Below are 12,929 nucleotides of genomic sequence, written 5' to 3' on the forward strand. Positions count from 1 at the left end.
ACATTTCGAACCCGGAAGCTAAGCCTTTCAGCGCCGATGGTACTGCAGGGGGGACCCTGTGGGAGAGTAGGACGCCGCCGAACAATTATTGCGGGGAGCCCCGGACCTTTTGGTCCGGGGCTTTTCTGCGTTCAGGACCCAACTCGCCCGGATTCCTCCGAAGTGATGCCCTGCCAGACGAGGCTTGGTGCACACGTCAGTTCGGGGTATGCTCTGTTCCGTTGCCGCACGGGAGACCGCGAGAGTGCAACAGGCCCCTATAGCTCAGTCGGTAGAGCGTCTCCATGGTAAGGAGAAGGTCAACGGTTCGATTCCGTTTGGGGGCTCAAGAGTGCAAAAGGCCCCCGCCTCACGGCGGGGGCCTTTTGCGTACCCTGACGCAAGCTCAGATCTTCTGCGGCTCCGGGACGCGCATCGCGAGGATGGCCATGTCGTCCGAAGCAGGCTCGGCCGCGAAACGCTCGACCGCGCGCAGGATGCGTGCCGCGACCGCGCCGGCCGTCAGGCCCGTACAGGTCGTCAGAACATCGACGAGGCCGTCGTCGCCGAGCATGCGTGTGCCCTCGCGGCGTTCCGTGACGCCGTCGGTGACGCAGAGCAGGACATCGCCCGGGTCGAGGGTGACCGTCTGCTCGTACAGCTCCAGGTCGTCCATCACACCCAGCAGCGGCTGGGGCTCTGCTGCGGGCTCCACGGTGCCGTCCTGGCGCAGGCGCAGGGGGAGAGGGTGGCCGGCGCAGACGACCTTGAGGAGTGCCGAGCCGTCCTCCTGGGGCCACAGCTCGCCGTACAGGAGCGTGAGGAAGCGGCTGCGGGCGCCCTCGTCGAGGATCGCCGCGTTCAGTCGCTCCAGCACTGCCGGTCCGCCGAATCCCTCGCGGGCGAGCAGGCGCAGGGCGTGGCGGGCGAGGCCGGTGACCGCTGCGGCCTCCGGGCCCGTACCGCAGACGTCGCCGATGGCGAAGCCGTACGCGCCGTCGCGGATGGGGAAGAGGTCGTAGAAGTCGCCGCCGACCTCGTTGCCTTCGCCCGCCGCGCGGTAGATGACCTCGACCTCGACGCCCGGGATCTGGGGGAGGCCGGGCGGGAGCAGGCTGCGCTGCAGCGACTGACTGATGGCTGTGCGCTCGGAGTAGAGGCGTGCGTTGTCGAGGGCGAGGGCCGCTCGGCGGGAGAGGTCCTCGGCGAGTTCGAGGATTTCCTGGCGGAAGTGGTCGTCGGAGGGCTTGCCGAGGGTCAGCATGCCGATGACGCGGTTACGGGCGACGAGCGGGAGGACGACGGTCTCGCCGCCCACCGCGGATGCGGTGGCCAGGGTCGCATTGCTGCCGGCGGACAGATAGGTGGTGCCGAGGCCCAGTTCGCGCATGGAGGTGCGCAGGGCGGCCTTGTGGGCGGCTTCGGCCGGGGCGGTCCAGACGCGGGCGCCCGGGGTCGGTACCGGGTCCGGGGGCGCGATCCTGGAGAGGAGTGCCTTGAGGCCGTCGATGCGATCCTCGTCCTCGTGGAGGACGTACGAGAGGTACGGGTCCGACGCCTGGTCGGCGATCGTGTAGACCGCGCACCAGGTGGCGAGAGTGGGCACCGTCATCTGGGCCATGAGGGCCAGGGTCTGGTCGCGGTCGAGCGTGCCGGCCAGCAGGTCGGAGGCTTCGACGAGGAAGCTGAGGGAGCCTCGGCGGAGCCGTTCCAGCTCGCCGAGGCGGGCGGACTCGACGGCGAGTGCGATGCGGTCGGCCGCGAACTGGAGACGCAGGGCCTCCTCGTTGGAGTAGCGGCCCGCGGATTCGGCGGCGACGCCGAGCGAGCCGGTGAGGCGGCCCTCGACCTTGAGCGGCACGGTGACGACGGAACGCATGCCCGTGCCGGCGAGGAGCGGGACGGCGCCGGGTACGGCGGTGAGGTCCTCGTGGACGGCCGGCATGCGCGCCGAGCCGTAGCGGCCGGTGCCGGCCTCGACGGGGACGCGGGCGAAGCGCTGGCGGGCGGAGGGGAGACCGGTGGTGGCCCGTACCTCGAGCTCCGTTTCGTCGTCGGTGGCCAGCAGCAGGAACGCGGAGTCGCCGTCGAGCATGTCGCGGGCGCGCTCCACCGTGCGCTGGAGGAGTCCGTCGAGGTCGTCGGGGGCGGGAGAACCGATGAACAGTTCGAACGGGTCCGAGCTGCGGCTCTCGGATCCGCCGTCGGCGGAAGGGGTGCGAAGGGGCGTCTGCAGGACCGCGCGCTCGTAGTCGCGGACGAGGAGGCAGACCGTCGATGGCTCGCCCTGCGTGTCGCGGACGCGGAGGTGGGAGGCGTACACGGGAACGACGCGTCCGTCGGCGTCGCGGAGTCCGTAACTGCCCTCCCAGCGGGAGAGTTGGAGGGCCTCGGCGATGCCGGTGCCGGTGCCGGGGGTGTGCGGCCAGGCCGCGAAGTCGCCGAGGGGTTTGCCGAGGACCTGGTCGGCCGCGTATCCGAAGAGGTGCTCGGCATCGTCGTTCCAGGAGCTGATCGCGCAGTTCCGGTCGATCTGGACGACGGCGACACGGACGCGTTCGTCGGCGACGGGCAGGAGGTCGGCAGGGAGGACCGGGCCCGCCGAGCGGGTACCGACCTGGCGCTGCGGCATGTCGAGTTGGAACCAGACCTGCTTGTGGGTCGGCGTGTACTCGACGCCCCAGCGGGCGGCGAGGGCGGCGCAGAGCAGCAGTCCCCGGCCGTTCTCGCGGTCGGGGTGGGCGAGGGTCCTGCCGGAGCCCTGGAGGGGGATCTCGCGCTCGGGGTAGCGGTCGGCGACCTCGACCCGTACGCCCTCGTCGGTCCGCAGGCACAGCACGTCCGCGGCGGTTCCGGCGTGGATGACCGCGTTGGTGACGAGCTCGCTCGTGAGGACCACGGCGTCATCGACGACGTCGGAGTACCCCCAGCCCTGGAGGGTGTCTCTGACAAAGGCGCGGGCGGTCGCGACGGACCGTCCCACGGGGTCGAAGCTGGCGGCCGCCCGCGCGGTGATCACAGAAGTCCTCGTACGCGTCTCGACGCCCGGCTCTGCCATGGTCGGTGCCTGCCCCTCCCGGTGCCCGGTGGTAGTCCCTCGCTCCGTCCCGTCCGCGCCGGGCTACCGGGGCGGTTGGACAGCCGGATGCCAGGTTACTTACCTTCACTGTCCGAGCGGATGCCGGTCACCGCCGTTTCCGCCCACAAAGGGCGGGGACGCTATGCGAAGCTGCCGAACTGTTATGGCCTGGTTCGGCTGTGGTGAAACACTGGGCAAGCTTCCTGAGACAGCACGAGCATGACGGTCGACCCCTGTGGGAGGGACACGGTGGAGTCTGGTGCAGCAGCGCGGGTCACTGGCACGCGCGCACAAGGCGGACAGTCCCGGAGGAATCAGCCACGTGGGGGGACGACGGCGGTGGACACGGCCGCTCTGAACCGGCTACTGGCGGCGCTCGTCGCGATGCGGGACGGGAACTTCCGCAAGCGGCTGACCGTCTCCGACGACGGCGTCATGGCCGAGATCGCGGCGGTGTTCAACGAGGTCGCCGACCGTAATCTGCATCTCACGGGTGAGCTGGCGCGGGTGCGCCGGGTCGTCGGACGTGAGGGAAAGCTCACGGAGCGGCTGGAGCCCGGGGCCTGCGAGGGCTCCTGGGCCGCCGCCATCGACGCGTCCAACGCCCTTGTGGACGATCTGGCCCGGCCGGTGTCCGAGGTCGGCAGGGTGCTGTCCGCGGTCGCCGATGGCGATCTGCAGCAGCGCATGGAGCTCCGGTCGCACGGGTCCGAGAGCGACGGCTCGGTGCGGCCGCTGCGCGGTGAGTTCCTGAAGGTCGCGCGCACGGTCAACAATCTGGTCGACCAGTTGTCGGCGTTCACCGACGAGGTGACGCGGGTCGCACTGGAGGTCGGCACCGAGGGCAAGCTCGGCGGCCAGGCGCAAGTGCGAGGTATGTCTGGTTCGTGGAAGGATCTCACGGATTCGGTCAACACCATGGCCTACCGGCTGACGGCTCAGGTGCGTGACATTGCTCTCGTCACGACGGCGGTCGCCAAGGGCGATCTGTCGCGGAAGGTCACCGTCCATGTGGACGGCGAGATGCTCCAGCTGAAGAACACCGTCAACACGATGGTGGACCAGCTGTCCTCGTTCTCCTCCGAGGTGACGAGGGTTGCGCGCGAGGTGGGTACGGAGGGCGAGCTCGGCGGCCAGGCGGTCGTCCCGGGTGTCGCGGGTGTGTGGAAGGACCTCACGGACTCCGTCAACACGATGGCGGGCAATCTGACCTCGCAGGTGCGGGGCATCGCCGAGGTCACCACGGCGGTCGCGAACGGCGATCTGTCGCAGAAGGTCACGGTCAGCGCGCGCGGCGAGGTGGCGCAGCTCGCCGAGACCATCAACCAGATGACGGAGACCCTTCGTACGTTCGCGGACGAGGTGACCCGGGTGGCGAGCGAGGTCGGCGCCGAGGGCCTGCTGGGCGGTCAGGCGCAGGTGCCGGGCGCCGCGGGAACCTGGAAGGACCTGACCGACTCGGTCAACACCGTCTTCCGCAACCTCACGACGCAGGTGCGGGACATCGCGCAGGTGACGACGGCGGTGGCGAACGGCGATCTGTCGCAGAAGGTCACCGTCGATGTCGCGGGCGAGATGCTGGAGTTGAAGAACACCGTCAACACGATGGTGGACCAACTCCAGTCGTTCGGTTCCGAAGTGACCCGGGTGGCCCGTGAGGTCGGCGTCGAGGGCCGGCTCGGCGGCCAGGCCGAGGTGCCGGGCGCGGCCGGGACGTGGAAGGACCTCACGGATTCCGTGAACACGGCGTTCCGCAACCTGACCGGTCAGGTGCGGGACATCGCGCAGGTGACGACGGCGGTGGCGAACGGCGACCTGACGCAGAAGGTCACGGTCGACGTGGCCGGCGAGATGCTGGAGCTGAAGAACACCGTCAACACGATGGTGGCGCAGCTGTCGTCGTTCGCCGACCAGGTGACGCGGATGGCGCGGGACGTGGGCACGGAGGGCCGACTCGGCGGCCAGGCCCGCGTCGACGGTGTGTCCGGTACGTGGAAGGAACTCACCGACTCCGTCAACTTCATGGCGGGGAACCTGACCTCGCAGGTGCGGCAGATCGCCCAGGTGACCACGGCCGTGGCGCGCGGTGATCTGTCGCAGAAGATCGACGTGGACGCGCGCGGCGAGATCCTCGAGCTGAAGAACACCATCAACACGATGGTCGACCAGCTGTCGGCGTTCGCGGAGCAGGTGACCCGGGTGGCCCGCGAGGTGGGCACGGACGGGCGGCTCGGCGGTCAGGCGCAGGTGCCGGGCGTCGCCGGTGTGTGGCGCGATCTGACGGACTCGGTGAACGGCATGGCCGGGAACCTCACCGCCCAGGTGCGCAACATCGCCCAGGTCGCCACGGCCGTGGCGCGCGGTGATCTGTCGCAGAAGATCGACGTGGACGCGCGCGGTGAGATCCTGGAGCTGAAGAACACCCTCAACACGATGGTGGACCAGCTCTCGAACTTCGCGGAGCAGGTGACCCGGGTGGCCCGCGAGGTGGGCACCGAGGGCATCCTGGGCGGCCAGGCCGAGGTGCAGGGCGTCTCCGGTACGTGGAAGGACCTCACCCAGTCCGTCAACTTCATGGCGAACAACCTCACCTCTCAGGTGCGCAACATCGCCGAGGTGACGACAGCGGTCGCCAAGGGCGACCTGTCCAAGAAGATCACCGTCGACGCCAAGGGCGAGATCCTGGAGCTGGTGACGACCGTCAACACGATGGTGGACCAGCTGTCCAACTTTGCCGACGAGGTGACGCGAGTCGCCCGCGAGGTGGGCACCGAGGGCATCCTCGGCGGCCAGGCCCGCGTGCGCGGCGCCACGGGCATCTGGAAGGACCTCAGCGACAACGTCAACACGATGGCCGCCAACCTGACCAGCCAGGTGCGGAACATCTCCCGGGTGTCGTCCGCGGTCGCCAACGGCGATCTGACCAAGAAGGTGACGGTCGAGGCGCGCGGCGAGGTCGCCGAACTCGCCGAGACCGTCAACACGATGGTGACGACGCTGTCGTCGTTCGCGGCCGAGGTGACCCGGGTGGCCCGCGAGGTGGGCACCGAGGGCGAACTGGGCGGCCAGGCCCGCGTCCCGGGCGTCTCCGGTACGTGGAAGGACCTCACCGAGTCCGTGAACTCGATGGCGTCCAACCTCACCGGTCAGGTGCGCCAGATCGCCACGGTCACCACCGCCATCGCCAAGGGCGATCTCACCAAGAAGATCGACATCGACGCCCGCGGTGAGATCCAGGAGCTGAAGAACACCATCAACACGATGGTCGACCAGCTGTCGTCGTTCGCCGAGGAGGTCACGCGAGTGGCCCGCGAGGTGGGAACGGACGGCATGCTGGGCGGCCAGGCGCGGGTGCGGGACGTCGACGGCACGTGGCGCGACCTCACCGAGTCCGTGAACGAGATGGCCGGGAACCTGACCCGGCAGGTGCGCGCGATCGCCGCCGTCGCCACCGCGGTGACCCGCGGCGATCTCAACCTCAAGATCGATGTGGACGCGGCGGGCGAGATCCAGGTCCTCCAGGACAACATCAACACGATGATCGCGAACCTGCGCGACACCACCCTCGCCAACGAGGAGCAGGACTGGCTGAAGGGCAACCTGGCCCGTATCTCCGGTCTGATGCAGGGCCGCCGCGACCTCGAGGACGTCGCCTCGCTCATCATGAGTGAGCTGACGCCGGTGGTCTCGGCCCAGCACGGCGCGTTCTTCCTGGCGATGCCGACGGGCGGCGGGGAGCTCGGCGCGGACGGTGACGGCTCGTACGAGCTGGTGATGCGCGCCAGTTACGGCTACTCGGCGGGTTCGATGCCCACGTCCTTCCGACCGGGGGAGACCCTGATCGGGACGGCCGCCGAGGAGAAGCGGACCATTCAGGTCAATGTGCCGCCGGGCTATCTGAAGATCTCGTCGGGTCTCGGCGAGGCCTCGCCCGCGCATGTGGTCGTGCTGCCGGTGCTGTTCGAGGGGACGGTCCTCGGTGTGATCGAGCTGGCGTCGTTCCAGCCGTTCACCCAGATCCAGCGCGACTTCCTCAACCAGATCGCCGAGATGATTGCGACGAGCGTCAACACCATCAGTGTCAACACCAAGACCGAGGTGCTGCTCAAGCAGTCGCAGGAGCTGACCGAGCAGCTGCGCGAGCGCTCGGAGGAGCTGGAGAACCGGCAGAAGGCACTCCAGTCCTCCAACGCCGAACTGGAGGACAAGGCCGAGCTGCTGGCCCAGCAGAACCGCGACATCGAGGTGAAGAACACCGAGATCGAGGAGGCGCGGCAGGTGCTGGAGGAGCGGGCCGAGCAGCTCGCGGTCTCCATGCGCTACAAGTCCGAGTTCCTGGCGAACATGTCGCACGAGTTGCGCACCCCGCTCAACTCACTGCTGATCCTCGCCAAGTTGCTCGCCGACAACGCCGACAGCAACCTGACGCCGAAGCAGGTCGAGTTCGCCGAGACGATCCACGGCGCGGGATCCGATCTGCTCCAGCTCATCAACGACATCCTCGATCTGTCGAAGGTCGAGGCGGGCAAGATGGACGTCAGCCCGACCCGTATCGCGCTGGTACAGCTCGTCGACTACGTGGAGGCCACGTTCCGGCCGCTGACGGCGGAGAAGGGGCTCGACTTCTCGGTGCGGGTCTCGCCCGAGCTGCCGGCCACGCTGCACACCGACGAGCAGCGCCTGCTCCAGGTGCTGCGCAATCTGCTGTCGAACGCGGTGAAGTTCACCGACACCGGGGCGGTGGAGCTGGTGATCCGGCCGGCGAACGCCGACGTGCCGCAGTCGATCCGGGAGCAGCTGCTGGAGGCGGGTTCGCTGCGTGACGCGGACGGTGATCTGATCGCCTTCTCGGTCACCGACACCGGTATCGGGATCGCCGCCAGCAAGATGCGGGTCATCTTCGAGGCGTTCAAGCAGGCCGACGGTACGACCAGCCGCAAGTACGGCGGTACGGGCCTGGGGCTGTCGATCAGCCGGGAGATCGCCCGGCTGCTGGGCGGCGAGATCCATGCGGCGAGCGAGCCGGGCCGCGGTTCGACGTTCACGCTGTATCTGCCGCTCCACCCGAGCGAACTGCCCCCGCAGGGCTACCCGCAGCTCGCTCCCGGTGCCGATTCGCAGTTCGCCCCGCTCGACGACCTGGCGGCCGTCGAGGCCGGTCCGCAGGAACCGCAGTCCTCGCACTCGCAGCGCACCGCGAGCGTGCCGCCGTCGAACGCCGACGGGCACGCCGCCGGCTCGGCGACGCTCTTCCGGCGCCGCCGCAAGGCGCTGGGCGGCATGGATCTGAGGTCCGCTCTGCCCGGCCAGCCGGCCGGATCGCCGGGCCTGGTGCAGGACTCGTGGGCCGGGCAGCATCCGCAGGAGGCCGGGGGCGAGCCGCGGCGCACCTTCGAGTTCCACAGCGAAAAGGTGCTCATCGTCGACGACGACATCCGCAACGTCTTCGCGCTCACCAGCGTGCTGGAGCAGCACGGGCTGTCCGTGCTGTACGCGGAGAACGGGCGCGAAGGCATCGAAGTCCTCGAGCAGCACGACGATGTGACGGTCGTACTGATGGACATCATGATGCCCGAGATGGATGGATATGCAACGACGACGGCGATCCGCAGAATGCCGCAGTTCGCCGGACTGCCGATCATCGCGCTGACCGCGAAGGCGATGAAGGGCGACCGGGAGAAGGCGATCGAGTCGGGCGCGTCCGACTACGTCACCAAGCCGGTCGACCCCGATCATCTGCTGTCGGTGATGGAGCAGTGGATGCGCGGAAAGTGACGATGGTTGGTCGCGGGTGCATCACGGTCTGATTGCAGGCTGTGCGAGTGTCCGCGAGTTGCTGACTGGCTGTGGCCGAAGGCGTGTGAGAAGGCGCTGTCCGGGGAACCTTCTGGTCTCCCACCGCGTTTCTGCTACGTGCACAGTGACATCGCGGTGACAGGGTGTGGCGACGGGCGGGGTGCGGCTACCATGACCGGCACAAGGACGGGCGACGCAAGGGAGTCGCCCCCTGGGGCGGCGCCCGGTGCTTCCCCCGGCTCGTCGAGCTGGGGTGACCCCAAGCCGGGGCGAGGAGGGCGAGGCATGGTGCAGAAGGCCAAGATCCTCCTGGTCGATGACCGGCCGGAGAATCTGCTGGCGCTGGAGGCCATCCTCTCTGCGCTCGATCAGACGCTGGTACGGGCATCGTCCGGGGAGGAAGCGCTCAAAGCGCTGCTGACGGACGATTTCGCGGTCATTCTGCTGGACGTCCAGATGCCGGGAATGGACGGATTCGAGACCGCTGCGCACATCAAGCGGCGGGAACGGACCAGGGACATCCCGATCATCTTCCTGACCGCGATCAACCACGGCCCGCACCACACCTTCCGCGGGTACGCCGCGGGCGCGGTGGACTACATCTCCAAGCCGTTCGACCCGTGGGTGCTGCGCGCGAAGGTCTCCGTCTTCGTCGAGCTGTACATGAAGAACTGCCAGCTGCGCGAGCAGGCCGCGCTGCTCCGGCTCCAGCTCGAGGGCGGCCACGCGGGCGCCGGTGACAGCAAGGAGCCGGCCGGCCTCCTCGCCGAGCTCTCGGCCCGGCTCGCGGCCGTCGAGGAGCAGGCCGAGGCGCTGTCCAAGCAGCTCGACGACGAATCGGCGGACGCCGCGGCGGTCGCCACCGCCGCTCACCTCGAGCGCAAACTCACCGGCCTGCGCAGGGCGCTGGACGCCCTGGAGCCGGGCGCGGGCAGCGGCGCGCCCACGCTTCCCTCGCAGAGCTAGGGATCCCCGACAGGGCCAGGCCTGATCCGGAGGACGGGCCTCTCCATCCTGTCCGGCCGTTCCGGTGCGACCTCGGCGCCATCGGCCGGACGGATCATCGGCCGGGCGGGACCGGATTGCCGCGTGGACGCGTGTTGTACGCCTGCCGCTTGAGGAAACGTCAGTTCAGGGTCCAGGAAGGGCGACACGAACGGGTGAAGCGGTGGGCACACGTGTCCGCCGCCGTTCACACCGGTAACCTCACCACCATGGCCTCACGTACGTCCGGCAAGGGTTCCCAGGGCACGGCGGGCACCGCAAAGCCGCGCGCCGGCCGTACGACTGGCGCCGCGAAGAAGGCGGCGCCCGCCAAGAAGCCCGCGGCGAAGAAGACCACGCCCGCGAAGAAGGCGCCCGCCAGGAAGACGGCGGCGAAGAAGACCGCGCCCAGGTCCGCGCCCAGCCCCACCGGCGGCGTGTACCGGCTCGCACGCGCCGTGTGGCTGGGCGTCGCGCACGCCCTCGGCGCGATGCTCCGCGGCATAGGGCGCGGCGCCAAGGGACTCGACCCGGCGCACCGCAAGGACGGCCTCGCGCTCCTCCTGATCGGCATCGCCCTGATCGTCGCCGCCGGTACCTGGTCCAATCTGCGCGGCCCGGTCGGCGACCTCGTCGAAATGCTCGTCACGGGCGCATTCGGACGGCTCGACCTGCTCGTGCCGATACTGCTCGCCGCGATCGCCGTACGGCTGATCCTCTACCCCGAGAAGCCCGAGGCGAACGGGCGCATCGTCATCGGCCTCTCGGCCCTCGTCATCGGCGTGCTCGGCCAGGTCCACATCGCCTGCGGTTCACCGGGCCGCGGCCAGGGCTCGGAGGCGATGCAGGACGCGGGCGGGCTGATCGGCTGGGCCGCCTCCAAGCCGCTGATCTTCGCGATGGGCACGGTCCTCGCCGTACCGCTGCTGGTGCTGCTCACCGTCTTCGGTCTGCTCGTCGTCACCGCGACCCCCGTCAACGCGATCCCGCAACGGCTGCGCGGGCTCGGGATCAGGCTCGGCCTCATCGACGCGCCCCACGAGCCCGGGGCCGGCGAGGACGGCGGGGACGACGACGCGCGGTACGACGACCAGTGGCGCGACGCCGTGCCTGCCAGGTCCTCGCGCCGTCGTGGACCCTCCTCCGGGGCAGACGTGTACGACGCCGAACTCGCGGAGGAAGAGGCGCTCTCGCGGCGCCGGGGGCGCAGGACCTCCGTGCGGCCCGCCGCCCCGGAGCGGTCCATGGACGCGGTCGACGTCGCCGCGGCCGCCGCGGCGGCCCTGGACGGGGCCGTGCTCAACGGAATGCCCCCTTCACCGGTCGTCGCCGATCTGACCCGGGATCTCACCGCCGACCGGCAGCGCGCCGTCGGCCCCGTGCCGGGCGCGCGGACCGGGCGGCCCGAGCCGGGTGTGCCCCTACCGGATCCGGGTGTCTCCGTACCGGATCTGACCAAGTCCGCGCCCGAGGAGCCGCAGCCGCTCCCACCGCGCGCCGAGCAGCTCCAGCTGTCCGGTGACATCACCTACTCCCTGCCGTCGCTCGATCTCCTGGAGCGGGGCGGACCGGGCAAGACCCGCAGTGCCGCCAACGACGCGATCGTCGCCTCGCTGACGAACGTCTTCGCGGAGTTCAAGGTCGACGCCGCCGTCACCGGCTTCACCCGCGGGCCGACGGTCACGCGCTACGAGGTGGAGCTGGGCCCGGCGGTCAAGGTCGAGCGGATCACCGCGCTGACCAAGAACATCGCGTACGCCGTGGCCAGCCCCGACGTACGGATCATCTCGCCGATCCCCGGCAAGTCCGCCGTCGGCATCGAGATCCCCAATTCCGACCGCGAGATGGTCAACCTCGGCGACGTGCTGCGGCTGGCGGACGCGGCGGGGGACGACCACCCGATGCTGGTGGCGCTCGGCAAGGACGTCGAGGGCGGCTACGTCATGGCCAACCTGGCGAAGATGCCGCACCTCCTGGTCGCCGGTGCCACCGGCTCCGGAAAGTCGTCCTGCATCAACTGCCTCATCACCTCGGTGATGATGAGGGCGACCCCGGAGGACGTCCGGATGGTCCTCGTCGACCCCAAGCGGGTCGAGCTCACCGCGTACGAGGGCATTCCGCACCTGATCACGCCGATCATCACCAACCCCAAGCGGGCCGCCGAGGCGCTCCAGTGGGTCGTCCGCGAGATGGACCTGCGCTACGACGACCTTGCGGCGTTCGGCTACCGCCATATCGACGACTTCAACCAGGCCGTCCGGAACGGCAAGGCCAAGGCGCCCGAGGGCAGCGAGCGCGACCTCCAGCCGTACCCGTATCTGCTGGTGATCGTCGACGAGCTCGCCGACCTGATGATGGTCGCCCCGCGGGACGTCGAGGACGCCATCGTCCGGATCACTCAGCTGGCGCGCGCGGCCGGCATCCATCTGGTCCTGGCCACCCAGCGGCCGTCGGTGGACGTCGTCACCGGTCTGATCAAGGCCAACGTGCCCTCCCGGCTCGCCTTCGCGACCTCGTCGCTCGCCGACAGCCGCGTCATCCTCGACCAGCCCGGCGCCGAGAAGCTGATCGGCAAGGGCGACGGCCTCTTCCTCCCCATGGGGGCCAACAAGCCGACCCGTATGCAGGGCGCCTTCGTGACCGAGGAGGAGGTCGCGGTCGTCGTCCAGCACTGCAAGGACCAGATGGCCCCCGTCTTCCGGGACGACGTGGTGGTCGGGTCGAAGCAGAAGAAGGAGATCGACGAGGACATCGGCGACGATCTGGATCTGCTCTGCCAGGCCGCCGAGCTGGTCGTGTCCACCCAGTTCGGGTCGACGTCCATGCTCCAGCGGAAGCTGCGCGTCGGCTTCGCGAAGGCCGGCCGGCTGATGGATCTGATGGAGTCACGGAACATCGTCGGACCCAGCGAGGGGTCCAAGGCGCGCGACGTTCTGGTGAAACCTGATGAGCTGGATGGAGTGCTTGCCGTGATCCGTGGGGAGTCTGACTCGTAAGAGATGTCATAAAGGATGACGTACGGGATTGTGAGGCAACCGTTTCCCCTGGTTGTACGTCAAGTTGGGTGGAGGGACGGGTTCGTGTCCGACCC

The 12,929-nt window shown here is 69.3% G+C and carries 4 protein-coding genes, 1 tRNA gene and 1 rRNA gene; 5 read left to right on the plus strand and 1 reads right to left on the minus strand.

Annotated features, from left to right (window positions below):
• A 5S ribosomal RNA gene (gene rrf, locus ABT078_RS19150) occupies positions 1-83 on the plus strand; the annotation flags it as partial.
• 170 nt (positions 84-253) lie between these two features.
• A tRNA-Thr gene (locus ABT078_RS19155) sits at positions 254-326 on the plus strand.
• Positions 327-385: 59 nt separating this feature from the next.
• Here ABT078_RS19155 and ABT078_RS19160 read toward each other — a convergent pair.
• Entirely contained in the window at positions 386-3,037 is a 2,652-nt protein-coding gene (locus tag ABT078_RS19160; protein ID WP_351229144.1) for a SpoIIE family protein phosphatase, read from the minus strand.
• Between the two features lie 270 nt (positions 3,038-3,307).
• On the opposite strand from ABT078_RS19160, the gene ABT078_RS19165 reads away from it, so the two are divergent.
• The 3 genes from ABT078_RS19165 to ABT078_RS19175 all read left to right on the plus strand — a co-directional run bounded on the left by ABT078_RS19165 (position 3,308) and on the right by ABT078_RS19175 (position 12,834).
• The gene (locus ABT078_RS19165) at positions 3,308-8,833 is read left to right on the plus strand and encodes a HAMP domain-containing protein (protein WP_351229146.1); all 5,526 of its coding nucleotides are present in this window, start codon (positions 3,308-3,310) and stop codon (positions 8,831-8,833) included.
• Positions 8,834-9,139: 306 nt separating this feature from the next.
• Positions 9,140-9,820, plus strand: coding sequence for a response regulator (locus tag ABT078_RS19170; protein WP_351229148.1), 681 nt, complete (start codon positions 9,140-9,142; stop codon positions 9,818-9,820).
• Positions 9,821-10,068: 248 nt separating this feature from the next.
• Entirely contained in the window at positions 10,069-12,834 is a 2,766-nt protein-coding gene (locus ABT078_RS19175; RefSeq protein ID WP_351229150.1) for a DNA translocase FtsK, read from the plus strand.
• Positions 12,835-12,929 lie beyond the last annotated feature (95 nt).

Source organism: Streptomyces sp. NPDC002133 (assembly GCF_040296405.1).
Classification (GTDB): domain Bacteria; phylum Actinomycetota; class Actinomycetes; order Streptomycetales; family Streptomycetaceae; genus Streptomyces.

What these genes read in the sequence shown, in the direction of transcription:
- ABT078_RS19160 (WP_351229144.1), bottom strand. Translation starts at nt 3,037, where the DNA reads ATGGCAGAGCCGGGCGTCGAGACGCGTACGAGGACTTCTGTGATCACC.
- ABT078_RS19170 (WP_351229148.1), top strand. Translation starts at nt 9,140, where the DNA reads ATGGTGCAGAAGGCCAAGATCCTCCTGGTCGATGACCGGCCGGAGAAT.
- ABT078_RS19175 (WP_351229150.1), top strand. Translation starts at nt 10,069, where the DNA reads ATGGCCTCACGTACGTCCGGCAAGGGTTCCCAGGGCACGGCGGGCACC.